Source organism: Rathayibacter sp. AY1H2, from assembly GCF_002931985.1.
Taxonomy (GTDB): Bacteria; Actinomycetota; Actinomycetes; order Actinomycetales; family Microbacteriaceae; genus Rathayibacter.
Window position 1 is genome coordinate 160,468 of record NZ_PSUV01000003.1, and the last position, 25,955, is coordinate 186,422.

Sequence of the window (25,955 nt, forward strand, 5' to 3'; positions counted from 1 at the left end):
CGCAGCCGCCCCTCACCGGGTCGCAGCTCGAGTCCATGTCCATGGCCAAGGCGCTCAACGCCGGCCTCCGCCGCGCGATGACGCAGGACGACCGCGTCCTCCTGATGGGCGAGGACATCGGCCCCCTGGGCGGCGTCTTCCGCATCACCGAGGGCCTGCACGCCGAGTTCGGGGCGAAGCGCGTGCTCGACACGCCGCTCGCCGAGTCCGGCATCGTCGGCACCGCGATCGGGCTCGCGATGCGCGGCTTCCGCCCGGTCTGCGAGATCCAGTTCGACGGGTTCATCTACCCGGCGTTCGACCAGATCACCTCGCAGCTGGCCAAGATGACCAACCGCCACGAGGGTGCGATCACCATGCCCGTCGTCATCCGCGTGCCCTACGGCGGGCACATCGGAGCGGTCGAGCACCACCAGGAGAGCAACGAGGCGTACTTCGCGCACACCGCGGGCCTGCGCGCGGTCAGCCCGTCGACTCCCAACGACGCCTACTGGATGATCCAGGAGGCCATCGCCTCGGACGACCCCGTCATGTTCTTCGAGCCCAAGAGCCGCTACTGGCCCAAGGGCGACGTCGACCTCAGCGGTTCCGCCGCGCCGCTGCACGCCAGCCGCGTCGTCCGCCAGGGCACCGAGGTCACGCTGGTCGGCTGGGGCCCGATGGTCGCGGTCCTCCTCCAGGCCGCCGAGCTCGCGGGCGAGGAGGGCACGAGCGTCGAGGTCGTCGACCTGCGCTCGCTCTCCCCGATCGACTGGGAGCCGCTGCTCGCGTCTGTCCGCAGGACCGGCCGGCTCGTCGTCGCGCAGGAGGCGTCCGCGAACGTGAGCCTCGGCTCCGAGATCGCGGCGACCGTCACCGAGCGCGCCTTCTTCTCGCTGGAGGCGCCGGTCCTCCGGGTCGCCGGCTTCGACACCCCCTTCCCGCCCGCCAAGGTCGAGAAGCTCTTCCTCCCCGACGTCGACCGCGTGCTCGAGGCCGTCGACCGCTCGCTCGCGTACTGACGCGCGCGACATCCGCCCGCACGAGCCCACAGGAGTCCCCCCGATGACAGAGCAGTTCCTCCTCCCCGACGTCGGCGAGGGCCTCACCGAGGCCGAGATCGTGGCCTGGAAGGTCAAGGTCGGCGACGAGGTGGCCGTCAACCAGGTCCTCGTCGAGATCGAGACCGCCAAGTCGCTCGTCGAGCTCCCCTCGCCGTTCAGCGGCACCGTGGTCGACGTGCTCGTCGACGAGGGCCAGACGGTCGACGTCGGCACCGCGATCATCACCGTCCAGGCCGGAGCCGGCTCGATCGGCTCCGAGGTGCCCGCGATTCCGGCCCACCCCGCGCAGGCCGCCACTCCGCCCGCCCCCTCCACCACCGAGCCGGGCGAGGGCTCCGGAGCCGCGCTCGTCGGCTACGGCACCGCCGGCGGACACGTCCAGACCCGCCGCCGCCGACCGGGCGCCACCGCCCCGGCCGCCGCCGCGCTCCCCGTCATCGCGAAGCCGCCGATCCGCAAGCTCGCGAAGGACCTCGACGTCGACCTCCTCGAGGTGCAGGCCACCGGCCTCGCCGGCGAGGTCACCCGCGACGACGTCATCCGCCACGCCTCCCAGGCCAGCGTCTTCCGCAACATCCAGACCCCCGCCTGGGGCGACGACCGCGAGGAGCGCATCCCCGTGCGCGGCGTCCGCAAGGCGATCGCCGCCGCGATGTCGACGAGCGCGTTCACCGCGCCCCACGTCAGCGTCTTCGTCGACGTCGACGCGACCCGCACCATGGAGTTCGTCAAGCGCCTCAAGAACTCGCCCGACTTCGCCGGCGTCAAGGTCTCGCCGCTGCTCATCATGGCCAAGGCCATCATCTGGGCCGTCCGCCGCAACCCCACCGTCAACTCCGCCTGGACCGACACCGAGATCGTCGTCCGCCACTACGTCAACCTCGGCATCGCCGCGGCCACCCCGCGCGGACTGCTCGTCCCCAACGTCAAGGACGCCCAGTCGATGAGCCTCCTCGAACTGGCCCAGGCCCTCGAGAAGCTCACCCTCGACGCCCGCGACGGCAAGACCACCGCCGCCGACATGCAGAACGGCACCATCACCATCACCAACATCGGCGTGTTCGGGATGGACACGGGCACCCCGATCCTGAACCCCGGCGAAGTCGCGATCATCGCCCTCGGCACGATCAAGCAGAAGCCCTGGGTCGTCGACGGCGAGGTCCGCCCCCGCTTCGTCACCACGGTCGGCGGCTCCTTCGACCACCGCGTCGTCGACGGCGACGTCGTCAGCCGCTTCGTCGCCGACGTCGCCAGCGTGCTGGAGGAACCGGCGCTGCTCTTGGATTGAGCGGATTCCTCCTTCGTCGTCATCCGCTCCGCGGTCGGCTGTACGAGGTGGGGGCGTGTCGTGGAGCGGGGAGCGTACCGCTACGGCGAATCGCTGGAACGCGATTCGGCGGTGAGCTCGGCGGTGCTCGATCGAGCGGATTCCTCCTTCGTCGTCATCCGCTCCGCGGTCGGCTGTCCGAGGTGGTGCGTTTCGTGGAGCGGGGAGCGTACCGCTACGGCGAATCGCTGGAACGCGATTCGGCGGTCAGCTCGGCCCTGCGGGCGAGCGTGCGCTGACGTGGCTCGGCCCTGAGGGCGAGCGTGCACGGATGCGGCTCGGCCCTTCGCTGTCGCGGGAGGGCGGGTGGTCTCCGCTGAGGGTGCGGTGGGCGCCGGCGCCTGCGACGGCGCGGGGCACGGGCCGCGGCTGCGCCGGCGGGAGCGGGAGAGCGGGGGAACGGCAGCGGTCAGCGGGGGGCGACCGCGAAGGAGTGCAGGGCGAGGGCGTCGCTCAGGCGGGCGGCGACGCGGGCGCCGCGGACGCTGGTGCCCTGGGGGTCCAGCGGCGGGCTGACGACGGCGGCGCCGAGGCGGCCGGGAGCGGAGAGGACGAGGGCGCCCGAGACGCTCGACTTGGCGGGGACGCCGACCGCGCGCATCCAGCGGCCCGAGCCGTCGTAGACGCCGCACGTCGCCATGACCGCGACCACGTCGCGGGCGACCGAGGCCGGCACGACCCGCTCGCCGGTCCCCGGGTGCACGCCGCCGAACGCGAGCGTCGCGCCCATCGCGGCCAGGTCGCGGACGTCGACCAGCACGGCGCACGCCCGGGCGTACGCGGAGACGGCGTCGTCGGCGCTGCGGTGCAGGGTGCCCTCCGCGCGCATCAGGTGCGCGAGGGCGTGGTTCCGGTCGCCGAGCAGGTGCTCGTCGGCGGCGACGCTCTCGTCGACGGAGAGCGGGCGGCCGGCGAAGGCGGAGAGGCCGCGGAGGATCCGCTCGCTCCGGCCGTCGGCGTCGCCGCCGTCGACCAGGGCGGCGGTCAGCAGCGCTCCCGCGTTGACCATCGGGTTCGGCGGGCGCCCGGTGCCGCTCTCGAGCTTGAGGGCGTCGAAGGCCTCGCCGGTGGGCTCGATGCCGACGCGGTCGAGCGCGTCACCGCCGGTGTCGAGGAGCGCGAGCGCGAACAGGAACGGCTTCACGGCCGACTGGATGCTGAATTCCGACTCCGCGTCGGCGCTCGCGCGGACGGACCCGTCGGGCAGGACGAGCGCGATCGCGCAGAGTCCCGGGTCGGCGTCCGCGAGCGCGGGGATGCTGTCGTCGACCTCGCCCCCGTCGTCCGGCAGCACCTCCCGGCGCAGCGCCTCGAGGTCGAAGGCCAGGGGATCGGGGAGGGGGCTCATCCGTCCACTCTGTCAGGGCGGGGAGCCCGTCGCGTCCCGGGCCTCAGACGAGCCCGAACTCCGCGTCCAGCGCGTCCAGCTCCGCGGCGAACGACGCGCGCAGACTCTCCTTCTCGTCGGCGGGCAGCCAGGAGGCCTCCGCTCCGGTGAGCGCCATCGCGCGCAGCTGCGCGGCGGTCGCGCCGATCGGGCCGGCGGCGAGGCGGTACTCGTCGGCGAGCGTGGTCGGGAACATCCCGGGATCGTCGGAGCAGGGCACGACCCGAGTCCCGCGTCGAGCATCGCCCGGATGGACGCGCGCCGCCAGGGCCGCCAGGAGCGGCGCGAGGTCGTCGAGGCGACGGTGAACACGACGCCCTGCTCGCGGACGCGCTCGACGACGGCGGGGTCCTCGAGGACGAAGTAGCCGTGGTCGATCCGGTCGCAGCCCAGCAGATCGAGGCAGGTCGTCGTGTCGGCCGCGGTCGGGGCGTGCTCGGAGGAGTGGGCGGTCCGGCCCAGGCCGGCCTCCCCGGCGAGGCGGTAGGCGTCGGCGAAGCGCTCGGGCGGACCCGCCGTCTCGAGGTTGTCGAGCCCGATCCCCGCCACGTACTCGTGGGGGTGGCGGACGACCTCGCGGACCAGCTCGAGCGCCTCCTCCCCGCTGTGGCCCGCGGCCTGAGCCGGGACGGTTCCCGACGGGGCCCGCGGGTCCGCGCGGCTCCGGGAAGCCGGACGCGGTCCTGCGGGTCGGACGTCGCTACGCCGTGAGCGCGACCGCCGTCCACGAGACGGGCGGGAGGGTCAGCGTCAGCACGCCGTCCTCGAGCGTCGCCGTGGCCTCGCGCAGGCGCACGCGGTTCTGGTCGTCACGCGTGTTCTTCGCGTAGGGGTCCTCGTCGAACAGGGCCAGCGCCTCCGCGATGCTCGAGACTCCGAGGCCGCTGACGTCGACGGTGACCTCGATCGGCTCCGTCTGCGACCGGTTCACCAGGAAGACGGCCGCGCGGCCCTCGTCGACGGTGGCGACGGAGTCGATGAGCGGAGCGTCGCCGTGACGGGCGGTCGAGTAGGTCCCCGCGTCGATCCGGGGGCGCAGCACCGAGCCGGAGGCCAGACGCGCGGTGGTCGAGAACGGGAAGAACGTGGTCTGGCGCCACGCGGCTCCGCCCGGCTCGGTCATGATCGGCGCGATCACGTTGACGAGCTGCGCGAGGGAGGCGGAGGTGACCCGGTCGGAGTTCTTCAGCAGCGTGATCATCAGGTTGCCGAGGACGACGGCGTCGGCGACGGAGTAGACGTCCTCGAGCAGGCGCGGGGCGTAGGCCCACTCGCGGGTGCTCTGGTCGCCCTCGGCGTCGGCCTTCTCCTTGGCCTGCCACTCCTCGAGGTACCAGACGTTCCACTCGTCGAAGGAGAGCTTGATGTCCTTCGTCTTCTTGAGCTTGAACTTCACGTGGTCCACGGTCGCCGCGACGGTGGCGATGAAGTACTCCATGTCGAGGGAGGAGGCGAGGAAGGAGCCGAGGTCTCCGTCGTACTCCTGGTAGTAGGCGTGGCACGAGACGTACTCGACGTCGTCGTACGCGTGCTCGAGGACCACGCGCTCCCACTCGCCGAAGGTCGGCATCGACGAGCTCGACGAGCCGCAGACGACCAGCTCGAGCGAGGGGTCGGCGATCTTGAGGGCCTTGGCGGTGCGGGAGGCGAGCTTGCCGTAGTCGTCGGCGCTCATGTGGCCGACCTGCCAGGGGCCGTCCATCTCGTTCCCGAGGCACCACATGCGGATGTCGTAGGGCTCGGTCCCGCCGTTGGCGATGCGCTGGTCGGCGAGAGCGGTGCCGGCCGGTCCGTTGGCGTACTCGAGGACGTCGAGCGCCTCGAGGACGCCGCGGGTGCCGAGGTTGACGGCGTACATGATCTCGCTGCCGGTCAGCTCCGCCCACTTGGCGAAGTCGTCCAGCCCGACCTCGTTGGTCTCGAGCGAGTGCCAGGCCAGGTCGCGGCGGCGGGGGCGCTCGGAGCGCGGGCCGACGCCGTCCTCCCAGCGGTAGCCCGAGACGAAGTTGCCGCCGGGGTAGCGGATCGTCGTGGTGCCCAGCTCCTTGACCAGCTCGACCACGTCGAGGCGGAAGCCGTCCTCGTTCGAGGCGGGGTGGCCGGGCTCGTAGATGCCGTCGTACACGCAGCGGCCGAGGTGCTCGACGAACGAGCCGAAGAGGCGCGGAGTGACGGGGGCGACGACCGCGGCGGGGTCGAGGCTGATGCGCGCGGTGGCGGCGGAGGCGTCGGTCATGAGGGCCTTTCGGGCTTCGGGCTCCCGCAGCGGGCTCGGCGGCGAGCGGTCTTTCTAACGTTGTACACGATGGTCCGCCCCGCCTCCGCTGCTGTCAAGAGCGGCACGGGCCCCACCCGCCTCGCTGCGCCGCTGCCGAGGTCGGCAGACCTCCTCGCGCGTCGGCCCTCCCCGCCGCCGCTCAGCGCACCTGTGCTCGACTGGGCGGGTGCCCTCCTCCGATGCCGTCACCGACGCCTGCTCCGAGCTCGCCGACCGCGCCGACGCCCTCGCGGCGTCGCATCCCCGCCCGCGCGCGTTCCTCGCGGCCGTCGCGAAGGACGTCGCCGGCATCCGCAGCGCCCCGCTCGGCGCCCTCGACCTGGCGCACGGCGGCCGCAACCGGGTCCGGGGGAAGGGCTTCCGCCGCCCCTACGACGACGGCACCCGCGGCCAGGCCCGCCACTTCGCCGGCGTCGCGGGCGCCACGCTGTACCTCGGCGGCCCGCTCGCGCACCTGTTCCTCCGCACCGTCGGCGGCGACGTCCGCGGCTCGGCCGACGACCGGCTGACGACGCGGGCCGTGGAGTGGAGCCGGCTACTCCGCCGCGGCGAGCTGGCCGTCGCGGACGCGGGAGCCTGGATCCGCCGCGAGATCTGCGGCAGCGGGACCTGCGCCTAGGCCCCGGCCGACGCCCGGCCGACCGGCGGGTCCTCCGCGATCGGCCGGCCCGCGGTCGACTCCCGGGCGACCACGGTGAACGCCGCCTCGTGGAGCGTCCCGGGGCCGGTGCGGGTGCCCTCGATCCGGGCCTGCAGCACCTCGACCGCGGTGCGCGCGATCTCGTCGCGCCCCGAGTCCACGCTGGAGAGGCTGGGGGAGGAGTAGCCCGCCTCGTCGATGTCGTCGAAGCCGATCACCGCCACCTCCTCGGGGACGCGGACCCCCGCCTCCTGGAGCGCGCGGACCGCGCCGAGCGCGAGGGTGTCGTTGAGCGCGAACACGGCGTCGAAGTCGAGCCCGGAGGCGAGCACGCGGCGCATCGCCTCGGCGCCGCCGGAGCGCCGCCACGGGCCCGAGACGCCGATCATCCGCTCGTCGTAGGCGATGCCGGCCTCGGCGAGCGCGGCGCGGTAGCCCTCGAGGCGGAGCGACGCCGAGCTGACGGCGGCGTCGGGGTGGGTCCCGAGCGCCACGATCCGGCGCCTTCCGGAGGCGAGCAGGTGCGCGGTGGCCGCGTGCGCCGCAGCGGTGTTCTGCATGGTGACGTGGTCGACCAGCCCGGTGAAGATCCGCTCGCCGAGCAGCACCAGGGGGAAGCCGACCGCGAGTGCGTCCTCGTCGGCGAGGCCCAGCGGGCTGAAGAGCAGGCCGTCGGTGAGCTGCCGGCGCTCGCTCGCCAGGACGCTCCGCTCGCGCTCGGGGTCGCCGCCGGTCTGCTCGATCAGCACCGTCAGGCCGCGCTCGTCGGCGGCGCGCATCACGCTGTCGGCGAGCTCGGCGAAGTAGGGGAGGCTCAGCTCCGGCAGGGCGAGGCCGATCACGCCGGTGCGGCCGCGGCGCAGGCTCCGCGCGGAGAGGTTGGGGCGGTAGCCCAGCTGCGCGATGGCCGCCTGCACCCGGGAGCGGGTGGCCGGGCGCACGTGCGGATAGTCGTTGATCACGTTCGAGACGGTCTTGATCGAGACGTCGGCGGCGCGGGCGACGTCGTGCAGCGTGACGGCCACGGTCCTCCCTCCGCTCGGCCCTCACGCTACCCCGGGGCTCCGCTCCGCCCTGTCGCGGATCGACGCCGGGGCGGCATGTGGGCGGGGCGCGTCGCCGGAGCAGGACGCGCCCCGCAGCCGATCAGGTGTACCAGCTGGGCTCGGGGACGGTGTCGAGCAGGGCGAAGACGCCGACCTCGCGGCGCTTGTAGGGCAGCGGATCGTGCAGGGAGTGGGTGCGGAGGTTCCGCCAGTAGAGGTCGAGTCCGACCGAGCTCGCGGAGGCGCGGGCGCCGGTCAGCTCGAAGACGCGGGTCGCCGTCGCGAGGCCGTCCTCCACGATCCGCGCCTTGGCGGCGGCGATCCGCACGGCGATCTCGCCGCGGCGCCGAGGCGTCAGCTCCTCGCGCGGAGCGTGCAGCGCGGCCGAGAGCGCGGCCCCCGTCGCGTCGATCAGCGCCTCGTCGGCCCAGAGCCGGGACTGCAGGTCGCCGTATCCCTCGAGCACGTACCACTCGTCGCCGGCGCGCTCCTTGTCGTCGCCGCCGTACGGCCAGGCCCGGGTGCGCTCGCGGGTGTACTGCGCCGCGCGCTCGAGAGCTCCCTGCGCGATGCCGAGGTAGAACTCGGCGAAGACCTGCTGGATGACGGGCACGTTGAGGGTGTTGTAGACGAGCGGACGGTAGACCTTGTCGACGAAGCCGGCCGCCGCCGCCCACGGCACGCGGACGCCGCGGATCTCGACGGAGCCGGACTCGGTGAGGCGCTGGCCGAGGCTGTCCCAGTCGCGGCCGAAGACGATCCCCTCCTGATCGGTGGGCACGATCGCGAAGAGGTGGGTGTCCGTCCCCTCGAGCACCCCCTCGAGCACGGTCAGGTCGCTGACCACGCCGCCGGTCGAGAACGACTTGCGGCCGGTGAAGACCAGCTCGTCGCCCTCCTCCCGCACGGTGAGGTCGGAGTCGCGCGGGTTCACCGCGCCTCCGTAGAGGAGGTCCCCCTCGGTCGCGAGCTGCTCGACCGCGATGATCTGCTCGGGGGTCCCCACGAGGCGGGCCGCCCAGGCCCAGAGGTAGTGGTAGCCGAGCAGCTGGCCGATCGAGCCGTCGCCGCGCGCGACGGTGCGGACGACGCGGAGGGCGGTGGTCCACTCCTGGGCACCGCCGCCGTGCTCGGCGGGCCCGAGCAGCGTGACGAGGCCGGCCGCCTTGAGCAGGGCGACCTCGGCGAAGGGGGCGGCGCCGGCGCGGTCGCGCTCGAGGGCGTCGGTCGCGAGCACGGCGGCGACCTCCTCGGCGCGGACGAGCCAGGCGTCGGGGGAGTCGGGCCGGGGGGCGGCCGACCAGTGCTCGGCGGCGGCGCCGATCGGCGTCGCGGCGTCGGCGCCGGTGGTCGTGGGTGCGGTGGTGGTCACGGTGTCCTCGTCTCGTCGGGGGCGGTGTGCAGCGACTGTGCCAGGGGCGAGGTGCTCGGAGCGAGGCGCGTGTCGCCCCGTGTCCGCGTGTGTCCGCGGATGACCGGCGGGCGCCTCTGCACGATTTTGACAATCGTTATCAATAGCCGTTAGCGTGGGGGCACCCGCCCGGCCCCTGACCCAGATCGGCTCACCGTGAAGACCCGCCTCCTCGCCCTCACCGCCCTCCTCGGCGGCACCGCGCTCGCCCTGAGCGGCTGCTCCGGAGCGGGCAGCGCCTCCGACAGCTCCTCCGCCGCCGCCGCGGGCGGGCCCATGAAGGTCGTCGCGTCGACGAACGTCTACGGCGACCTCGTCTCGAGCATCGGCGGCGACCTGGTCGAGGTGACCAGCATCATCGACAGCCCGGACAAGGACCCGCACGAGTACGAGGCCACCGCCCGCGACCAGCTCGCCGTGTCCGGCGCGACCCTCGTGATCGAGAACGGCGGCGGCTACGACCACTTCCTCGACACCATGATCAGCGCGGCCGGCACCGAGGCCCCCGTCATCACGGCCACCGTGATCGCCGGCCTGGAGGACGTCCACGACCACGCGGAGGAGGAGGAGTCGGAGGGCGGGCACGAGCACGCGGAGTTCAACGAGCACGTCTGGTACGACCTCTCGGTGATGAAGGAGGTCGCGGGGCGGATCGGCGACGAGCTCGCCGCGCTCGACCCCGACAACGCCTCCGCCTACTCCGCCAATCTCGCCACCCTCGACGAGGGGCTCGACGCCCTGATCGCCCGCGAGGGCGAGCTGAAGGGCGCACTCTCCGGCCGCTCCATCGCGATCACCGAGCCCGTCCCGCTGTACATGACCGATGCGCTCGGCCTGACCGACGCGACTCCCGAGGCCTTCAGCGAGGCGGTCGAGGAGGGCACCGACGTCCCCGCGACCACGCTCCAGGAGACGCTGGCGCTGTTCTCCGGCGAGGCCGTGGACGCGCTGATCTACAACGAGCAGACCGAGGGGGCGCAGACGGACGCGGTGCTCGACGCCGCGAAGGCCGCCGGGATCCCGGCCGTCCCCGTCACCGAGACGCTGCCCGAGGGCGACGACTACACCGGCTGGATGACCGCCAACCTCGACGCGATCGAGGGAGCCCTCTCCCAGTGAGCCACGACTCCCCGACCAGGCCCGTCTCCCCGGAGGCGGGCCCTTCGGCGTCCGTGCTGCGGCTGCGCGGCGCCGGGCTCCGCTTCGGCGACCGCGAGCTGTGGAGCGGCGTCGACCTCGACGTGCGCGCCGGCGAGTTCGTCGCGGTGCTCGGGGCGAACGGCTCCGGCAAGACGAGCCTCCTGCGCGCGGTGCTCGGTCAGCAGCAGCTGAGCGCGGGGGAGCTGCAGGTGCTCGGCGAGCCCGTGCACCGCGGCAACCGGCGCATCGGCTACATCCCGCAGCAGAGGCTCGCCGACGAGGGCACTCCGCTGCGCGCGCGCGATCTGCTCGGGCTCGGGATCGACGGCCACCGGTTCGGCCTGCCCCTGCCCTCCCGCTCCCGGCGCGCGGCCGTCGACGCGCTGCTCGAGGCCGTCGGCGCCACCGCCTTCGCCGACGCCCCCATCGGCAGCCTGTCCGGCGGCGAGCAGCAGCGCGTCCGCGTCGGCCAGGCGCTCGCGGGCGACCCGGCGCTCCTGCTCTGCGACGAGCCGCTGATCGCGCTCGACCTCGCCCACCAGCGGGCGGTCAGCGAGCTGATCGACCGGCACCGCCGCGAGCGGAACCTCGGCGTCCTCTTCGTCACGCACGACGTGAATCCGGTGCTCGGCATGGTGGACCGCGTGCTCTACCTCGCCGGCGGCCGGTTCCGGATCGGCACCCCCGACGAGGTCCTGCGCTCGGAGGTGCTCAGCGAGCTCTACGACGCACCCGTCGACGTGATCCGCGCCCGGGGCCGGGTCATCGTGGTCGGCGCCCCCGACCACTCGCACGTGCACGAGCACGAGGAGGGGCAGTCGTGACGGACGTCTGGTCGCAGATCTTCGACTTCTCCGACTACGGAGCGCTGCTGTCGCTCCTGATGAACTCGGTGATCGCCGGCGCGGTCCTCGGAGTGGTCGGCGGGCTCATCGGCGTCTTCGTGATGTCGCGCGACATGGCGTTCGCGGTCCACGGCATCAGCGAGCTCTCGTTCGCGGGGGCCTCCGCGGGGCTGCTGCTGGGCGTCGGCGTCGTCGAGGGATCGATCGTCGGCTCGCTGATCGCGGCGGTCCTGATCGGCGTGCTCGGCTCGCGCGCCCGCGACCGCAACTCGATCATCGCGGTGCTGATGCCGTTCGGACTCGGCATCGGCATCCTCTGCCTGGCCCTCTACCCGGGCCGCAGCGCGAACAAGTTCGGCCTGCTCACGGGTCAGATCGTCGCGGTCGACGACCCGCAGCTCGGGTGGCTGATCGGCATCTCGGTGGTCGTCCTCGTCGGTCTCGCGCTGATCTGGCGCCCCCTCACCTTCGCGAGCGTCGACGCCGACGTGGCGGCCGCGCGCGGCATCCCCACCCGGGCGCTCTCGATCGCGTTCATGCTCCTGCTCGGCCTCGCGGTCGCCGTCTCGGTGCAGATCGTCGGCTCGCTGCTCGTGCTCGCGATCCTGGTGACGCCGGCGGCCGCGGCGCTGCGCCTCTCCGCCTCGCCGGTGGTCGTGCCGCTGCTGAGCGTGCTCTTCGCCGTCGGCGCGCTGGTGGGCGGCATCCTGCTCGCGCTGGGTGGATCGATCCCGATCAGCCCCTACGTGACGACGATCTCGTTCGCGATCTACGCGGTCTGCCGGATCATCGGCCGCAAGGGCGTCCGGCGCTCCCGGCTCGCCGTCGGCGGGGGGCGGTAGCGTGGCCCGGGTCGTGCGGAGTGGAGGTGGTCCAGTGGTCAAGCGCAACACGTGGCAGCGCGAGGCGGTGCGCGAGGCCCTCGGGCGTCGCGAGGACTTCGTCAGCGCCCAGGGCCTGCACAGCGCGCTGCACGCCTCCGGCTCGCCGATCGGGCTCGCGACGGTCTACCGCGCGCTCTCGGACCTGGCCGTGGAGGGCGAGGCCGACTCGCTGCAGTCGCCCGAGGGCGAGAGCCTCTACCGCGCCTGCACGCCGGGGACGCACCACCACCACCTGATCTGCCGCCGCTGCGGGCTGACGGTCGAGATCGCGGCCGACGAGGTCGAGGAGTGGGCGCGCTCGGTCGCGTCGCAGAACGGATTCACGGACGCGCACCACGTCGTGGACGTCTTCGGGCTCTGCGCGGCCTGCACCGCGGGGCTCGCCGAGGCCTGAGGGTGGTCCGGCCGGGAGCCCGTCCGCGGGCGACCCTGGCCCGGGTTCGGCTCAGGCCGGAAGGAACACGCCGATCGACCGGTCCTTCACCACGGAGCCGGCGGGCAGCACCCGTCCGCTCATCGCGAGGTAGACGCCCGGCGGCAGCAGCTGCACGGCGGCCACCGCGGTGCCGAGGTTGAACGCGGCGTCGCTGTCGAGCATCCGTGCGGGCTGCATCGCGCCGGTGAGGACGACCACCCGATCGCGGACGACGCCGAGGGCCTCGGCCGTCGCGGTCATCGTGTCGGTGCCGTGGGTGAGGACGATCCGGTCCTCCTCGGCGGCGAGCACCCGCTCGCGGATGAGGGCCCGATCGGCGTCGTCGAGCTCGAGGCTGTCCTTGGCGAGGACCTCCTCGACGCGGAACTCGAGCGTGGTGAGCACCGGGGCGAGCAGGCGCGGCACCATCGGGGCGCCGATCTCGAGCTCGCCCGCGAGCGAGTACTCCTTGTCGACGGTGCCACCGGTGGTGAGGACGAGGATGCGGTCAGTCACGCGATCAGACTAGGCGCCGCCTCCGACACCGGCACGTTCGTGCGCAGTGGCCGCGCCACGGCGGCGGCGGCGGCCCGCATCGGGAACGATGGAGCGCATGACATCCTCCTCCCCCTCCCTCCTCCGCACCGGCGCCAAGGTGCTCCTCGGCTCCGCCCTCCTCTTCGCGGGGGTGAGCCACCTCACCCGCAAGCGGGAGGAGTTCCAGGCGCAGGTCCCCGAGTGGGTGCCGCTGGACAAGGACGCGGTCGTGCTCGCCTCGGGCGTGGTCGAGATCGGGCTCGGCGCCTCGCTGGTGCTCGCGCGCCGCCGGGCGCCGCTGGTCGGAGCCGCGGCCGCCGCCTTCTTCACCGCGATCTTCCCGGGCAACGTCTCGCAGTGGGTGACGCGGACGAGCGCCTTCGGCCTCGACACCGACCGCAAGCGCGCCGTGCGCCTCGCGTTCCAGCCGCTGCTGGTGGCGTGGGCGCTCTGGTCGACCCGTCGTCCGCGGGGCTGATCCCACTCGGCTGATGCCGCTCGGTGGGCGGCACGGCGCCGGCCGCGAGCGCGTGCCGTTCGTCGCCCGCCGCTGAGGATCCCCTCAGCCTCAGCCGCCGCCCTGCTGCGCCTCGGCCAGCAGCGGCGCGAGCAGCTCCTCGATCCGGCGCCGCGCCCCCTCGGCGTCGCCCGCGGCGATCGCCTCGACCAGCTCGGCGTGCTGGCGGGCGTGCACGTCCTCCTCGCCGCCGACGTCCTCCTCCAGCACCGACTCGAACATGCCGGTGAGGCCGTCGTAGAGCTCGACGAACAGGTCGTTGTGGGTCGCGACGACGACGGCCCGGTGCAGCGCGGTGTCGGCGGTGATCCGCTCGGCGAGCTCCGGCGCCTCCCACGAGCGGGCCCGGCGGGCCAGCAGGGAGCGGAGGGCGGCGACGTCCTCCCCGGTGCGGCGCTCGGCCGCCAGCGCGGCCGTCGCCCCGTCGATCGCGAACCGCAGCTCGAGGCCCTCCCGGCGGGCGGCGCTCGGGATGCGGCGGCGCAGCGACTCGGCGAGCTGCGAGCGCGCGGTGACGAACGTGCCGCGCCCCTGCTCCCGCCGCACGAGGCCCGCCTGCACGAGGGCCTGGACGGCCTCGCGGACGGAGTTGCGTCCGGCGCCGGTCCAGCGGGCGAGCTCGGCCTCCACCGGGATCCGCTCGCCGACGGCCCAGCGGCCGGAGCGGATCTCCTCGTGGAACAGCGCCGTGATGTGGTCGATCACGCTCTCGCGCTGGAACGGCGCCGCGGGGCTAGACTCGCCAGAATTCATCCCATCATCCTATCTCCCGGGGACTCCATGACCGCAGCACCGACGCTCCGCGCCACCGCCCTCCTGGCCCTCGCCGCCATCGCGATCACCGCGCTGAACCTCCGCACCGCCGTCACCGGCTTCAGCCCGCTGCTCGACACGATCGGCGCCGATCTCGGCTTCGGGCCCTCGCTCTACGGGGCGCTGGGGACGATCGTCACCGCCTCCTTCGCCGTCTTCGGCTTCGTCGCCGCGGCCGTCTCGCGCCGGATCGGCCTGGAGCGCACGCTCGCGATCGCGACGCTGGTGACCACGCTGGGCATCGCCCTCCGCGCGCTCAGCCCGAGCCCGGTCGCTCTGGTGCTCTCGACCGTCGTCGCCTTCGCGGGCGTGGGCACCACGAACGTGCTCATCGTGCCGATCGTGAAGCGGTACTTCGCCGAGCGGATCAAGACGGTCAGCTCGCTCTACCTGGCGCTGCTGCAGGTGGGCCAGTTCGTCGCTCCGCTGGTCGCGGTGCCGCTGGCCTCGACGGCGGGGTGGCGCTGGGCGATCGGGATCTGGGCCGTGATGACGGCCGCGGCCTGCCTGCTCTGGGCGGCGCTCGCGGCCCGCGGAGGAGGCGGGGCGGCTCCGGCCGCCGCCGGCGGCCGCGTGGACGGGGCCTGGCGCACGCCGCTGCTCTGGGCGATGGTGCTGATGCTCGGGATGACCGGTCTGCACACCTACGGGATCATCACCTGGCTGCCGACGATCCTCGTCGACGCGGGCGCGGATCCGGCGCAGGGCGGGGCGCTGCTGGCGCTGTTCTCGGTGTTCGGCCTCGCCGCCGCCTTCGTGGTGCCGCCGCTGACGCTGGGGATGCGCAACCCGGTCGTGGTCGTGGTGGTGTGCTGCGCGCTGCTCGCCGTCGGATACGCCGGCCTCGTCGTCGCTCCGCTGGAGGGTGCCGTGGCGTGGGTGGTCTGCCTCGGGCTCGGCGTCAGCACGTTCCCGATGACGCTGACGCTCGTGAACGCGCGGACGCGGACGGCCACCGGCTCCTCGACCCTCTCCGGCGCCACGCAGGGGCTCGGCTACGGGCTCGCCTGCCTCGGTCCGCTGCTGATCGGCGTGCTCTACGAGGCGCAGGGGGACTGGAGCGGCGCGTACGCGCTGCTGTTCGCCGGAGTGGCGGTGCTGCTGGTCGGCGGGATCGTCGCGTGCCGTCCGCGGTTCCTCGAGGACGAGGCGGCGCTCCGCCGGGCCTGAGCGGCGGCGCTCAGCGCGACGCGGCCGGAGCGAGCGCGGAGACGATCCGCCCCAGCCCGAAGCGCCAGGCGCTCTCCACGTCGCCGCCGAGGGTGAAGGCGCCGGTGATCTCCATCCCGATGAACCCCGTCGCCCAGGCGGTCAGCGTGCGCGCCGCCTCGAGGGCGTCCTCCTCGCCCGCCAGCTGCGCGGTGAGTTCCAGCAGGCGGGCGCTCGCCGCGTCGCGGTACTCCTGGGCGGCGACGGGCGTGCCGGGAGCGGGGGCCGTCACGAGGAGGAACGCGGCCGGCCGCTCGTGGCCGAAGGCGCGGAGGCGGTCGGCGAGCGCGGCGGCGCCCGGGGCGTCGGCGAGGCGGTCGGCGAGCACGGTCAGGGCGTCCGCGGCGACGAGGCGGATCAGCGTCTCGCGCCCCTCGACGCGCTTGTAGAGGGAGGGAGCGCGGACTCCGACGCTCTGCGCGACGGCCTTCATCGTGACCCCGGCGAGCCCGTCGCGCTCGAGGAGCTCGCCGGCGGCGCGCACGATCGCCTCGAGGGAGGTGCGGTCGGGAGTGGGCATGGGCCGAGTATAGCTATTGACAGTAGCCATGATGGCTAACTAGCGTAGCCATCATGGAACTCGGACCCCACCTGCGCCGCATCGGCACCGACATCGTCGCCGTCCACCTCGTGCACACCGACGAGGGCGTCACGCTCATCGACGCCGGCCTGCCCGGTCTCTGGCCGGAGCTCCTGGCCGAGCTGCGCGCGATGGGCCGCACCCTCGACGACGTGCGCGGCGTCGTGCTGACCCACGGCGACTCCGACCACGTGGGCTTCGCCGAGCGCCTGCGCCGCGACCACGGCGTGCCGGTCCACGTGCACGCCGCCGACGCCGAGCGGGCGAAGGGCGGGGCGAAGCCGAGGACCGCGACACCGCGGCTGCGCGTCCTGCCGCTCCTCGGCTTCGCGGCCTACGCGCTGCGGAAGGGCATCGCGACGGTCCCGCCGCTCACCGAGGTCGTCGAAGTGCACGACGGGCAGACGCTCGACCTGCCGGGCGCTCCCCGCGTGATCGCGCTCCCGGGCCACTCCCCGGGGAGCATCGCCGTGCACGTGCCGCTGGCCGACGCGGTCTTCGTCGGCGACGGGCTGACCACCCGCCACGTGCTCACCGGTCGCACGGGTCCGCAGCCCGCGCCCTTCACCGACGAGCCGGAGCAGGCGCTCGCGTCGCTCCGGGCGCTCCTGCCCACCGGGGCGCGCTGGGTGGTACCGGGACACGGGGCGCCGTGGAGCGGCGGGGTCGAGGCGGCGGTCCGGCTGGTCGAGAGCGCCTGAGGCCCGGAGCCGCTCAGGAGGCGGGGACGAGCTTCCAGCGGTCGGCGAGGATCTCGAGGCCCTTGTCGAAGGTCGCCGACCACGCCGTGACGTCGTGGGCGCTGTCCGGCACCTCGAGGTAGGTGGCGCTCATGCCGGCGGCGACGGCCGCGGCGTAGACGGTCTTCGCTCCGGGGAGGAACGAGGTGTCCTCGGCGCCGACTCCGAAGATCGCGACGGTGCCGGTGTAGGGGGCGTTCTCCGCGAGGACGTTCACCGGCTTCGCGGCCTCGTAGGCGGCCTGGTCTCCGCCGAACCCCTGCGCGACCGTCGCCGCCTCGCTGCCGAGGGTCGGCGCGAGCTCGCCCGAGGCGTCGACGATGTTGCCGAAGAGCGACGGGTGGCCGGCGCCGAGCTGGATCGAGCAGGTCCCGCCCTGCGAGAGGCCGCCGATCGCCCAGTGCTGCGCGTCGCCGAGCACCGGGAGGTTCGCGCGGATCCAGTTCGGGACGTCGACGGTGAGGTACGTGGCCGACTTCCCGAGCGGCGAGTCGACGCACATCGGGTTCCTGTCCGGATCGCCCAGCTGGTCGGGCGACACGACGATCGGCGCGAGGCCGGCGTGCGCGGCGGCGTAGGCGTCGAGGGTCTGCTGGAACTTCTCGGTCGAGAGCGGATCGGAGGGCGACCCCGGCTGCCCCGAGAGCATGATCATCACCGGCAGCAGCGGCGGTGCCGCGGTGAGGGCCGCGGGCGGGAGGTAGACCACGGCGTCGCGGGCCGGGAAGCCCGACGCGGTGGCGGGGATGGCGACCGTCGAGACCGAGCCGACGGCGGGCATCCCGGCCGGGGCGGTCCAGGTCGCGAGGTCCGAGTGCGGTCCGTCCGCGGCGGCGACCGGCACGGAGGAGTCGGAGTACGCGCTGATCCCGAGCGCGCTGCGCACCGTGGGGTACTGGCCGAAGTCGATGTTGACGGTCATCGCGGCCGCCGCGACGATGAGCACTCCGGCCGCGAGCGATGCGAGCACTCCCCGCGCGCGCCGGCGGGCGATCGCGTGGCCGAGGACGACCAGCGCGACGCCCAGCCCGCCGATCCCGAGGCCGATCGCGACCCGGGTGACCGGCGTGAAGTCGACGCCGAACGGGCCGTCGGGCCCGTCGACGAGGGCGGCCAGGGCGGCGCCGCCGATCAGGCCCAGGAGGAGGACCGCGACGGCGATCCCGCCGCGCCGGGAGCGCCCGCGGCGGGGAGCGCGGACGTGGGCGGCGAGCAGGAGGAGGAGCGCTCCGATCGCGAGCACGTAGACGGCGACGACGAGGGGGCCGGAGACGAGGCTCAGGTCGAGGAGAGAGGTCATGCGTCGATCCGGTCGGAGGGTGCTCGGGCGGGCGTCAGTCTGGCGGCGGTCTCTGGAGGAGAGCCGGGAGCTGTCGGGAGCGATTCTCCTCCCCGGGCGCGGATCCACCGAGCTCTCCACCGATCGGGCGCAACCCCGCGCGCCGCGCCGCCGCTCCCGCCTAGCGTGGGACTCCCGACGCACACCGCGCCCTCACGAAGGAGCCCGCACCATGACGCAGCACCCCCGCCTCGAGACCTCCTCCCGCGAGGCCCGCGCATGAGCCGCGGAGTCGCCGTCGTCACGGGCGGCACGGCCGGGCTCGGACGCGCCACGGTCCGCGAGCTCGCCTCCCGCGGCTGGGACGTCGCCGTGCTGGCGCGCGGCGAGGACGGACTGGCGGCCACGGTCGCCGAGATCGAGCAGAAGGGCCGGCGCGGGCTGGGCATCCCGACCGACGTGGCCGACCGCGAGGCCGTCGAGTCGGCGGCCGACCGGGTCGAGGCCGAGCTCGGCCCGATCGAGCTGTGGGTCAACGACGCGATGGTCGGCGTCTTCGGCGAGTTCCTCTCGACCGAGCCCGCCGACTTCGAGCGCGCCGTGGGCGTCAACTTCTTCGGCTTCGTCAACGGCACCCGCGCAGCCCTCTCCCGGATGACCCCGCGCGACCGCGGGCACGTCATCCAGGTCGGCTCCGCCCTCGCGCACCGGGGCATCCCGCTGCAGGCCGCGTACTGCGCCTCCAAGTTCGGCGCCCGAGGCTTCACCGAGGCCGTCACCGCGGAGCTGCTGCACGCGAAGAGCCGCGTGCGCCTGTCCGAGGTCGACATGCCGGCGCTCAACACCATCCAGTTCAACTGGGTGAAGTCGCAGCTGCCGCACCACCCGCAGCCCGTGCCGCCGATCTACGAGCCCGAGGTGGGCGCGATCGCGATCGCCGACGTGGCCGACAAGCCGCGCCGCCGCACCTGGGTCGGCGAGCCGACCGCGGGCACCATCCTCGGCGACCGCTTCGCCGGGCGCTTCATGGACTGGTACCTCGCCCGCAGCGCCTTCGACGGTCAGCAGGCCCCCGACAAGACGGAGCCGATGCTCCCGAACAACGTGTATGAGCCGGTCCCCGGCGATCACGGCGCCCGCGGCCTCTTCAGCGACCGCGCGCACACCATGACGCCCCAGATCTGGATGATCCGCCACCGCGCCCTGAGCTACGCGGGGGCCGCCGCGGCCCTCGCCGCCGGCGCCGCGGGCGTCGTCTCGGCCCTGCGGAGGAAGTGACCGTGGTCGACGCCGTCGTCATCGGGGCGGGGCCCAACGGCCTCGCCGCCGCGGTCACGCTCGCGCGGGCAGGGCTCTCGGTCACCGTGCTCGAGCGCAACGAGACGATCGGCGGCGGCGCGCGCACGGCGGAGCTGACGCTGCCCGGGTTCCACCACGACGTCTGCTCGGCGGTGCACCCGATGGCGCTCGCGTCCGGCTTCTTCCGCGCCTTCGGGCTCGACCGGCGCATCGAGCTGGTCGTCCCCGAGATCTCGTACGCGCATCCGCTCGACGGCGGCCGCGCGGGCATCGCCTACCGCGACCTCGACCGCACGGCCGAGGCGCTGGGCCGCGACGGAGCGGCGTGGCGCTCCCTGATGGGACCTCTCTCCGAGCGGGCCGACCGCGTCGCGGGCTTCACCAACGACGCACTGCTGCGGATCCCGACGGACCCGAGCGTGCTGATCCGCTTCGGCCTGCGGGTGCTCGAGCAGGGCACCCCGGTGTGGAACCTGCGCTTCCGCGAGGACGTCGCCCCGGCGATGTTCTCCGGGGTCGCCGCGCACTCGATCCGCCCGATGCCGAGCCCGTCGACGGCCGCGGCCGCCCTGGCGCTCGGCGCCTACGCCCACGCGCGCGGTTGGCCGGTGCCGATCGGAGGCAGCCAGTCGATCGTCGACGCGCTCGCCGACGACCTCCGGGCGCACGGCGGCACCATCGAGACCGGCGTCGAGGTGACCTCGCTCTCGGAGCTGCCCCCGGCCCGCGCCGTGCTCGTCGACGGCACGCCGACGGCGCTGCTCGCGATGGCGGGGGACCGGCTGCCCCCGGCGTACGCGGCGGCCCTCCAGCGCTTCCGCTACGGCAACGGCGTGGCCAAGGTCGACTTCGCCCTCGACGGGCCGGTGCCGTGGACGAACCCGGAGCTCGCCGGCGCGGGCACGCTGCACGTCGGAGGCAGCCGCGCCGAGATCGCGGCCGCCGAGCGCGACGTGAAGCGCGGCCGGCACAGCCGCAGCCCCTACGTGCTGGTGGCGCAGCCCTCGATCGCCGATCCGACCCGGGCGCCCGAGGGCAAGCACGTCCTCTGGGCGTACACGCACGTCCCCCGGTACTCGCCCGCCGACCAGCAGGAGGCGATCACCGCCCAGATCGAGCGCTTCGCCCCCGGGTTCCGCGACCGCGTGATCGGCGCCTCCTCGATGACCGCCCGCGACATGCAGGCCTACAACCCGAACTATCTGGGCGGCGACATCGCCGCCGGCGCCGCGAGCGTCGCGCAGCTGCTCTCGCGCCCGGTCCCCACGACCGACCCGTGGCGGACGCCCGCGAAGGGGCTCTACCTCTGCTCCTCGTCCACCCCGCCCGGGCCGGGCGTGCACGGCATGGCCGGCTGGCACGCCGCCCGCAGCGCGCTGCGGCACGAGTTCGGGGTGCGCGAGTCGCCCGACCTGTCGCCGGAGGCGCACCCGGCCTGAGCCGCCGCCGTTGCGCTGCGCCCGTCGCCGCCCCCGGCCTGCCAGGCTGAGGGACGGCGCCGCCACGCGCCCCACCACCACTCGAAGGAGTCCGCGATGTCCCGCACCACCCGCGTCGTCCACTGCCCGCCCGAGTCCGTCTTCGCGGTGCTCGCCTCCGGCTGGCTGTTCCCGAGCTGGGTCGTCGGCGCGTCGCGGATGCGGAAGGTCGACGCCGACTTCCCGCACGTGGGCTCGCAGCTGCACCACTCCTTCGGCCTGTGGCCGCTCGTGATCGACGACCGCACCACGGTTCTCGAGTGGGACCCGCCTCGCCGGATGGTCATCCAGGCCGCCGGCTGGCCGCTCGGCGAGGCCCGGGTGCACGTCGAGGTCGAGCCGCACGCGCGCGGCGCGAAGGTGCGGATGCACGAGGCCCCCGTGAAGGGCCCGGGCACGCTCGTCCCGAAGCCGCTGATGCACTCGTTCCTCTGGATCCGCAACCGCGAGGCCGTGCGACGGCTCGCCCACATGGCCGAGGCGGGAGCCGCGGGACGCACGCTCGCGCCCGCCTCGCTCCCCTCGCCCGCCGACCGTGCCGGGATCGACCGGCCGAAGCACGTCTGGGCGCGCCTGACCGGAGCGATCGGGTCGATCGCGGTCGGGACGCTCGTGGTCCGCGGCGTCCTCGCGGCCGTGCGGCGCGCCCGGAGCTGACGGGCCCGGACCCGACGGCGCCCGGAGTCGGCGGCGCCCCGGAGACGACGGCGCCCGGGTCGGACGCCGCTCGGCTCGGACGCCGCCCGGGTCAGACGATCCGCTCGACCAGCCGCACGTGCTGCACCGCGACGCGCTTCGGCTCGCCCGCGAAGGCGGCGTCGCGCTCGGGCGAGGCCAGGTACGCCCGCTCGACCTCGGCGAACGCGTCGGCGTCGCCGGCCGTGCTGACCGCCCAGACGAACTCGTTCACCTCGCGGTCGGCGTAGGCGAACTCGATCCGGAAGCCGTGGGCCTCGCGCGCCGGCACGATCCGCTCGGGGAACCAGGCGAGGAAGTCGTCCATCACCCCGTCCATCAGCTCGTAGCGTCGGAGTTGGATCGTCCTGGTCTCGGCTGCAGCGCTCATGCTGCGACGGTACCCGCCCGGCGGCCGCGCCGTCGCCGCGCTACGCTCGCCGCCGACAGCCCCACGCCGAGGAGGACAGCACGGACCCCCGCCACCGCTCCCTCGCGCTGCTCGTCGCCGGCTGCTTCTTCATGGAGAACCTCGACGCCACGATCGTGACGACCGCCGCGCCCGCGATCGCCGCCGACCTGGGCGTCGACTCCGCCGCGGTCTCGATCACCGTCACCGCGTTCCTCCTCACCGTCGCCGTCCTCATTCCGGCCTCGGGCTGGCTCAGCGAGCGCTTCGGTGTGCGCCGCGTCTTCACCAGCGCGATCGCCGTCTTCACCCTCGCCTCCCTGCTCTGCGCGCTCAGCCCCACGCTGCCGCTTCTGGTCGGCGCCCGGGTCCTGCAGGGCGTCGGCGGCGCGCTGATGGTGCCGGTCGGCCGGCTCGCGGTGCTGCGGGCGACTCCGCGGGAGGGGATCATCCACGCCATCGCGATCCTGGTCTGGCCGGGTCTGGTCGCCCCCGTGATCGCGCCGTTCCTCGGCGGGCTGCTCACGACCGTCGCCTCCTGGCACTGGATCTTCCTGATCAACCTGCCCCTCGGGGTCGTCGCGTTCGCGATCGCGCGCCGGATCGTCCCCGGCACCGCCGAGAGCGCGCCGCCCCCGCTCGACGTCACGGGGCTGGTGCTCGTCGCGGTCGGGCTCGGCGCGCTGGTCGGAGCGGCGGGGCTCCTCACCGGCTCCGAGCTCGACGGGCGGGCGGTGGCGCCGCTGCTCGTCGGCGCGGTCGTGACGGCGCTCGCCGTGCGGCACCTGCGCCGCGCCGAGCATCCGCTCGTGCGGCTCGACGCCTTCCGCTTCCGCACCTTCCGGGTCGCCAACGCGAGCGGATCGCTCTACCGGGCGACCGTGAACGCGGTGCCGTTCCTGCTCCCGCTGCTGTTCCAGGACGCGTTCGGCTGGAGCCCGGTGCAGGCCGGCTCCGTGGTGCTGGCGCTCTTCGTCGGCAACCTGGCGATCAAGCCGGCCACGACTCCTCTGCTGCGGCGCCTCGGCTTCCGCGGGGTGCTGGTCGCGGCGAGCGCGGTGGGGGCGGCGTGCATGGCGGCGATGGCGTTCCTCGAGCCGGCGACTCCGGTGGCGCTCGTGGTGGCGCTGCTGGTGCTGAGCGGAGTGGCCCGCTCGGCGGGCTTCACGGCCTACAACACCGTCACGTTCGCCGAGGTCCCGCAGGAGGGGATGTCGGGCGCGAACACCCTCAACGCCACCACGCAGCAGATCGCGGCCGGACTCGGAGTCGCAGTGGGCGCGGTGGCGCTCGCCGTCGGCACCGCGATCGGGCCCGGCCTCGTCCCCTACCGCGTCGCCTTCCTCGCCCTCGCGGTGCTGACCCTCGTGCCGCTCGCCGCCGCCGCCCGGCTCCCGCGCGACTCCGGGAGCGCCCTCACCGCCTGACCCGCGCGGGCGTCAGGCGAGGCCGAGCGCGATGCCGTCGAGGATGTCGTGCGCGGTCGAGCGGACCCGGTCGACGCCCGGCGACGCCTCGTGGACCGTGCGGAGGACCTCGCCCCAGACCAGCGCGCCGGCCGCCAGCACGTCCTCGCGCCCCGGGCGGACCCAGGGGAGGGCCGCCGTCCCCTCCGGAGACAGCGCGGCGAGCTCGTCGCAGGCGGCGAGGACGTCGGAGAGGGGGAGGGACGTCTCGAGCGCGGCGCGGTCGGTGGTGCGGAGGACGTGCGCGGTGATCGTGAGCACGGTCGCGGCGACGCCGACGACGCTCCGGGCCTGCGAGAGGTCGACGGAGGAGGCGGCCAGCGCGGCGCCCACGTCCGCCCGGATCGCCGCGCGCTCGCCCTCCGTCGGCGCGGCGGCCCGGCGGTGGCGCTCGGTCAGGCGGACGCTGCCGACGTCCATCGAGTGCGCCTGCTCCGGCTCCGCTCCGCCGAGCACGAGCTCGGTCGAGCCGCCGCCGAGGTCGACGACCAGCACGGGCCGGGCGGAGTCGACGGCCGAGACCGCGCCGCGGAAGGAGAGCCGCGCCTCCTCCTCGCCGGAGATCGTCTCCGGGGTGACGCCGAGGATCCGCTCGACGGCGGCGAGGAAGTCCTCGCGGTCGGCCGCGTCGCGGGTGGCCGAGGTGGCGACGAAGCGGAGGTGCTCGGCGCCGGCCTCCTGCGCGGCGGCCGCGTACTCGCGGGTGACGGCGAGGGTCCGCTCGAGCGCGGCCGGATCGAAGCGGCCGGTGCGGTCGACTCCGCGGCCCAGCCGCACGAGCTCGGTGCGGCGCTGGACGTCCCGGAGGCGGCCGCCCTCCACGTCGGCGATCAGCAGGCGGAGGGAGTTGGTGCCGCAGTCGAGCGCCGCGACGCGCGTGGGGGAGGACATCCGCCCATTCTGCCCGCGCGGCCGGGGCCGGAGGCGGGCGATAGCCTGGGGGAGAGACGAAGGAGCCGCCCGTGCACGAACACCACGTCCGCGTCCACCGCAGCGACGAGGAGCTCCCGCGACACGGGCAGCTCGCCCACGCGCTCGCCGAGGTCGCCGCCGATCCGGTCGAGATCGACGACGAGGTCGCCGAGATGGTGGTCAACCGGGTCATCGACAACGCCGCCGTCGCCACCGCGTCGCTCCTGCGCCGCCCGGTCGTCGCCGCCCGCGCGCAGGCTCTCGCGCACCCCGCCTCCATCGGCGGCCAGGGCTCGGTCGTCCTCGGCGTCGACCCGGCCCGCCGGGTCTCGCCCGAGTGGGCGGCCTGGGCCAACGGAGTCGCCGTGCGCGAGCTCGACTACCACGACACGTTCCTGGCGGCCGAGTACTCGCACCCGGGCGACAACATCCCTCCGCTGATCGCCGTCGCCCAGCACGCGGGCATCGGCGGGGCGCAGCTCGTCCGCGGCATCGTCACCGGCTACGAGGTCCAGGTCGACCTGGTGCGCGCGATCAGCCTGCACCGGCACAAGATCGACCACGTCGCGCATCTCGGCCCCTCGGCCGCGGCCGGGATCGGCACGCTGCTCGGCCTCGACGTCGCGACGATCGAGCAGGCCGTCGCGCAGGCCCTGCACACGACGACCGCCACGCGGCAGTCGCGCAAGGGCGAGATCTCGAGCTGGAAGGCGTACGCGCCGGCCTTCGCGGGGAAGATGGCGATCGAGGCGGTCGACCGGGCGATGCGCGGCGAGACCAGCCCGTCGCCGATCTACGAGGGCGAGGACGGCGTCATCGCCTGGATGCTCGACGGCGCCGACGCGAGCTACGACGTCCCGCTGCCCGACCGCGGCGAGGCCAAGCGCGCGATCCTCGACACGTACACGAAGGAGCACTCGGCCGAGTACCAGGCGCAGGCGCTGATCGACCTCGCCCGCCGCCTGCACCGCACGCACCCCGAGGCCGCCGATCCCGAGCGCGTCGAGCGGATCGTCCTGCACACCTCGCACCACACGCACTTCGTGATCGGCTCGGGCGCGAACGACCCGCAGAAGTACGACCCGGCCGCGTCCCGCGAGACGCTGGACCATTCCGTGCCGTACATCTTCACGGTGGCGCTGCAGGACGGCGCCTGGCACCACGTGCACAGCTACGCCCCCGAGCGGGCCGCCCGCGCCGGCACGATCGCGCTCTGGCACCGGGTCACCACGCAGGAGGACGCGGAGTGGACGCGCCGCTACCACTCCACCGATCCGGGCGAGAAGGCGTTCGGCGCCCGCGTCGAGATCCTGATGACGGACGGCACGACGATCGTCGACGAGATCGCGGTGGCGGACGCGCACCCGCTGGGCGCGCACCCGTTCAGCCGAGAGCAGTACGTGTCGAAGTTCCGCACGCTCGCCGCCGACGTGCTCGAGGAGTCCGAGATCGAGCGCTTCCTCGACCTCGCGCAGCGCCTGCCCGAGCTGACCCCGGAGGAGGTCGGCCGCCTCAGCGTGATCGCCGCCCCCGGCGTCCTCGCCTCGATCGAGCCCCCGCGCGGCCTGTTCTGATCCCGCCGCGGGAGGGTCGTCCGCACGCACGGTGACGCGCGCACGGACGGC

General features: G+C 74.3%; 26 protein-coding genes and 1 pseudogene. 15 read left to right on the plus strand and 12 right to left on the minus strand.

The features are described 5' to 3' along the window. Nucleotides 1-35 precede the first annotated feature (35 nt). Entirely contained in the window at nt 36-1,001 is a 966-nt protein-coding gene (locus C5C29_RS04325) for an alpha-ketoacid dehydrogenase subunit beta (protein WP_181027250.1), read from the plus strand. Between the two features lie 43 nt (nt 1,002-1,044). After that, nucleotides 1,045-2,331 (plus strand): dihydrolipoamide acetyltransferase family protein, encoded by a 1,287-nt coding sequence (locus C5C29_RS04330; RefSeq protein WP_104256442.1) that lies wholly within the window; start codon nt 1,045-1,047, stop codon nt 2,329-2,331. A 448-nt stretch (nt 2,332-2,779) separates the two neighbouring features. On the opposite strand, the gene glsA is transcribed toward C5C29_RS04330, so the two are convergent. The 4 genes and pseudogenes from glsA to C5C29_RS04345 form a co-directional block, all read right to left on the minus strand. Next, entirely contained in the window at nt 2,780-3,718 is a 939-nt protein-coding gene (glsA, locus tag C5C29_RS04335; RefSeq protein ID WP_104224548.1) for a glutaminase A, read from the minus strand. A 43-nt stretch (nt 3,719-3,761) separates the two neighbouring features. Beyond that, nucleotides 3,762-3,953: a hypothetical protein gene (locus tag C5C29_RS17300; RefSeq protein ID WP_219813763.1), complete on the minus strand. Its 192-nt coding sequence runs from the start codon at nt 3,951-3,953 to the stop codon at nt 3,762-3,764. Nucleotides 3,954-4,105: 152 nt separating this feature from the next. Further along, nucleotides 4,106-4,306: pseudogene (locus C5C29_RS17650) on the minus strand (hypothetical protein); the annotation flags it as partial. A gap of 151 nt (nt 4,307-4,457) precedes the next feature. Next, nucleotides 4,458-5,993 carry an alpha-N-arabinofuranosidase gene (locus C5C29_RS04345; protein ID WP_104224547.1) on the minus strand — a complete coding sequence of 512 codons (1,536 nt, stop codon included), beginning with the start codon at nt 5,991-5,993 and terminating at the stop codon, nt 4,458-4,460. Between the two features lie 208 nt (nt 5,994-6,201). On the opposite strand from C5C29_RS04345, the gene C5C29_RS04350 reads away from it, so the two are divergent. Further along, complete coding sequence (locus C5C29_RS04350) at nt 6,202-6,654, plus strand: hypothetical protein (protein ID WP_104224546.1); 453 nt, start codon at nt 6,202-6,204, stop codon at nt 6,652-6,654. Here C5C29_RS04350 and C5C29_RS04355 read toward each other — a convergent pair. Together C5C29_RS04355 and C5C29_RS04360 are read right to left on the minus strand one after the other, a co-directional pair. Further along, nucleotides 6,651-7,700 carry a LacI family DNA-binding transcriptional regulator gene (locus C5C29_RS04355; protein WP_104224545.1) on the minus strand — a complete coding sequence of 350 codons (1,050 nt, stop codon included), beginning with the start codon at nt 7,698-7,700 and terminating at the stop codon, nt 6,651-6,653. The genes C5C29_RS04350 and C5C29_RS04355 overlap by 4 nt on opposite strands. Before the next feature lie 121 nt (nt 7,701-7,821). Then, the gene (locus C5C29_RS04360; RefSeq protein ID WP_258072316.1) at nt 7,822-9,093 is read right to left on the minus strand and encodes an acyl-CoA dehydrogenase family protein; all 1,272 of its coding nucleotides are present in this window, start codon (nt 9,091-9,093) and stop codon (nt 7,822-7,824) included. A 195-nt stretch (nt 9,094-9,288) separates the two neighbouring features. Between C5C29_RS04360 and C5C29_RS04365 the strand changes: the two genes are divergently transcribed. The 4 genes from C5C29_RS04365 to C5C29_RS04380 are packed head-to-tail and all read left to right on the plus strand — an operon-like array spanning nt 9,289 to nt 12,395. After that, nucleotides 9,289-10,251 (plus strand): metal ABC transporter solute-binding protein, Zn/Mn family, encoded by a 963-nt coding sequence (locus C5C29_RS04365; RefSeq protein WP_104224544.1) that lies wholly within the window; start codon nt 9,289-9,291, stop codon nt 10,249-10,251. Then, on the plus strand, nt 10,248-11,096 hold the full coding sequence (locus C5C29_RS04370; RefSeq protein ID WP_104224543.1) for a metal ABC transporter ATP-binding protein: 849 nt from the start codon (nt 10,248-10,250) through the stop codon (nt 11,094-11,096). Before C5C29_RS04365 ends, C5C29_RS04370 begins: the two co-directional genes overlap by 4 nt. A gap of 59 nt (nt 11,097-11,155) precedes the next feature. Further along, entirely contained in the window at nt 11,156-11,959 is an 804-nt protein-coding gene (locus tag C5C29_RS04375; RefSeq protein WP_104224551.1) for a metal ABC transporter permease, read from the plus strand. A gap of 34 nt (nt 11,960-11,993) precedes the next feature. After that, nucleotides 11,994-12,395 carry a Fur family transcriptional regulator gene (locus C5C29_RS04380; protein ID WP_104224542.1) on the plus strand — a complete coding sequence of 134 codons (402 nt, stop codon included), beginning with the start codon at nt 11,994-11,996 and terminating at the stop codon, nt 12,393-12,395. Nucleotides 12,396-12,446: 51 nt separating this feature from the next. Here the strand turns inward: C5C29_RS04380 and C5C29_RS04385 are convergent, their stop codons facing one another. After that, nucleotides 12,447-12,932, minus strand: coding sequence for an asparaginase domain-containing protein (locus C5C29_RS04385; RefSeq protein ID WP_104224541.1), 486 nt, complete (start codon nt 12,930-12,932; stop codon nt 12,447-12,449). Between the two features lie 88 nt (nt 12,933-13,020). Here C5C29_RS04385 and C5C29_RS04390 point away from each other — a divergent pair, with 88 nt between their 5' ends. After that, nucleotides 13,021-13,431, plus strand: a complete 411-nt coding sequence (locus tag C5C29_RS04390) for a hypothetical protein (RefSeq protein ID WP_181027249.1) — start codon at nt 13,021-13,023, stop codon at nt 13,429-13,431. Nucleotides 13,432-13,521: 90 nt separating this feature from the next. Here C5C29_RS04390 and C5C29_RS04395 read toward each other — a convergent pair whose 3' ends face one another. After that, nucleotides 13,522-14,223 (minus strand): FadR/GntR family transcriptional regulator, encoded by a 702-nt coding sequence (locus C5C29_RS04395; RefSeq protein ID WP_104224539.1) that lies wholly within the window; start codon nt 14,221-14,223, stop codon nt 13,522-13,524. Nucleotides 14,224-14,250: 27 nt separating this feature from the next. On the opposite strand from C5C29_RS04395, the gene C5C29_RS04400 reads away from it, so the two are divergent. Beyond that, a complete protein-coding gene (locus C5C29_RS04400; RefSeq protein ID WP_104307985.1) occupies nt 14,251-15,453 on the plus strand; it encodes an MFS transporter in 1,203 nt (400 codons plus the stop codon). A gap of 10 nt (nt 15,454-15,463) precedes the next feature. Here the strand turns inward: C5C29_RS04400 and C5C29_RS04405 are convergent, their stop codons facing one another. After that, nucleotides 15,464-16,012, minus strand: coding sequence for a TetR/AcrR family transcriptional regulator (locus tag C5C29_RS04405; RefSeq protein ID WP_104224537.1), 549 nt, complete (start codon nt 16,010-16,012; stop codon nt 15,464-15,466). 53 nt (nt 16,013-16,065) lie between these two features. On the opposite strand from C5C29_RS04405, the gene C5C29_RS04410 reads away from it, so the two are divergent. Further along, the gene (locus C5C29_RS04410) at nt 16,066-16,773 is read left to right on the plus strand and encodes an MBL fold metallo-hydrolase (protein ID WP_104224536.1); all 708 of its coding nucleotides are present in this window, start codon (nt 16,066-16,068) and stop codon (nt 16,771-16,773) included. Nucleotides 16,774-16,786: 13 nt separating this feature from the next. On the opposite strand, the gene C5C29_RS04415 is transcribed toward C5C29_RS04410, so the two are convergent. Next, on the minus strand, nt 16,787-18,112 hold the full coding sequence (locus C5C29_RS04415) for an esterase family protein (RefSeq protein WP_104224535.1): 1,326 nt from the start codon (nt 18,110-18,112) through the stop codon (nt 16,787-16,789). Nucleotides 18,113-18,370: 258 nt separating this feature from the next. On the opposite strand from C5C29_RS04415, the gene C5C29_RS04420 reads away from it, so the two are divergent. The 3 genes from C5C29_RS04420 (at nt 18,371) to C5C29_RS04430 (ending at nt 21,525) form a co-directional block, all read left to right on the plus strand. Further along, nucleotides 18,371-19,369, plus strand: coding sequence for an SDR family oxidoreductase (locus C5C29_RS04420; protein ID WP_104233564.1), 999 nt, complete (start codon nt 18,371-18,373; stop codon nt 19,367-19,369). 2 nt (nt 19,370-19,371) lie between these two features. Next, nucleotides 19,372-20,829: a phytoene desaturase family protein gene (locus C5C29_RS04425; protein ID WP_374953269.1), complete on the plus strand. Its 1,458-nt coding sequence runs from the start codon at nt 19,372-19,374 to the stop codon at nt 20,827-20,829. 96 nt (nt 20,830-20,925) lie between these two features. Then, the gene (locus tag C5C29_RS04430) at nt 20,926-21,525 is read left to right on the plus strand and encodes an SRPBCC domain-containing protein (protein WP_104267836.1); all 600 of its coding nucleotides are present in this window, start codon (nt 20,926-20,928) and stop codon (nt 21,523-21,525) included. Between the two features lie 91 nt (nt 21,526-21,616). Here the strand turns inward: C5C29_RS04430 and C5C29_RS04435 are convergent, their stop codons facing one another. Next, a complete protein-coding gene (locus tag C5C29_RS04435; protein WP_104224531.1) occupies nt 21,617-21,934 on the minus strand; it encodes an NIPSNAP family protein in 318 nt (105 codons plus the stop codon). A 131-nt stretch (nt 21,935-22,065) separates the two neighbouring features. On the opposite strand from C5C29_RS04435, the gene C5C29_RS04440 reads away from it, so the two are divergent. Continuing rightward, on the plus strand, nt 22,066-23,379 hold the full coding sequence (locus tag C5C29_RS04440) for an MFS transporter (RefSeq protein ID WP_104267837.1): 1,314 nt from the start codon (nt 22,066-22,068) through the stop codon (nt 23,377-23,379). Between the two features lie 12 nt (nt 23,380-23,391). On the opposite strand, the gene C5C29_RS04445 is transcribed toward C5C29_RS04440, so the two are convergent. Then, a complete protein-coding gene (locus C5C29_RS04445; RefSeq protein ID WP_104267838.1) occupies nt 23,392-24,309 on the minus strand; it encodes an exopolyphosphatase in 918 nt (305 codons plus the stop codon). 71 nt (nt 24,310-24,380) lie between these two features. Between C5C29_RS04445 and C5C29_RS04450 the strand changes: the two genes are divergently transcribed. Beyond that, entirely contained in the window at nt 24,381-25,904 is a 1,524-nt protein-coding gene (locus C5C29_RS04450) for an MmgE/PrpD family protein (protein WP_104233570.1), read from the plus strand. The last annotated feature ends 51 nt before the right edge of the window (nt 25,905-25,955 follow it).

Coding starts and splice junctions, on each gene's coding strand:
- C5C29_RS04325 (WP_181027250.1), top strand. CDS start 36: ATGTCCATGGCCAAGGCGCTCAACGCCGGCCTCCGCCGCGCGATGACG.
- C5C29_RS04330 (WP_104256442.1), top strand. CDS start 1,045: ATGACAGAGCAGTTCCTCCTCCCCGACGTCGGCGAGGGCCTCACCGAG.
- glsA (WP_104224548.1), bottom strand. CDS start 3,718: ATGAGCCCCCTCCCCGATCCCCTGGCCTTCGACCTCGAGGCGCTGCGC.
- C5C29_RS17300 (WP_219813763.1), bottom strand. CDS start 3,953: ATGTTCCCGACCACGCTCGCCGACGAGTACCGCCTCGCCGCCGGCCCG.
- C5C29_RS04345 (WP_104224547.1), bottom strand. CDS start 5,993: ATGACCGACGCCTCCGCCGCCACCGCGCGCATCAGCCTCGACCCCGCC.
- C5C29_RS04375 (WP_104224551.1), top strand. CDS start 11,156: ATGAACTCGGTGATCGCCGGCGCGGTCCTCGGAGTGGTCGGCGGGCTC.
- C5C29_RS04390 (WP_181027249.1), top strand. CDS start 13,021: ATGGAGCGCATGACATCCTCCTCCCCCTCCCTCCTCCGCACCGGCGCC.
- C5C29_RS04395 (WP_104224539.1), bottom strand. CDS start 14,223: ATGAATTCTGGCGAGTCTAGCCCCGCGGCGCCGTTCCAGCGCGAGAGC.
- C5C29_RS04400 (WP_104307985.1), top strand. CDS start 14,251: ATGACCGCAGCACCGACGCTCCGCGCCACCGCCCTCCTGGCCCTCGCC.
- C5C29_RS04405 (WP_104224537.1), bottom strand. CDS start 16,012: ATGCCCACTCCCGACCGCACCTCCCTCGAGGCGATCGTGCGCGCCGCC.
- C5C29_RS04410 (WP_104224536.1), top strand. CDS start 16,066: ATGGAACTCGGACCCCACCTGCGCCGCATCGGCACCGACATCGTCGCC.
- C5C29_RS04415 (WP_104224535.1), bottom strand. CDS start 18,112: ATGACCTCTCTCCTCGACCTGAGCCTCGTCTCCGGCCCCCTCGTCGTC.
- C5C29_RS04420 (WP_104233564.1), top strand. CDS start 18,371: ATGAGCCGCGGAGTCGCCGTCGTCACGGGCGGCACGGCCGGGCTCGGA.
- C5C29_RS04430 (WP_104267836.1), top strand. CDS start 20,926: ATGTCCCGCACCACCCGCGTCGTCCACTGCCCGCCCGAGTCCGTCTTC.
- C5C29_RS04435 (WP_104224531.1), bottom strand. CDS start 21,934: ATGAGCGCTGCAGCCGAGACCAGGACGATCCAACTCCGACGCTACGAG.
- C5C29_RS04440 (WP_104267837.1), top strand. CDS start 22,066: ATGGAGAACCTCGACGCCACGATCGTGACGACCGCCGCGCCCGCGATC.
- C5C29_RS04445 (WP_104267838.1), bottom strand. CDS start 24,309: ATGTCCTCCCCCACGCGCGTCGCGGCGCTCGACTGCGGCACCAACTCC.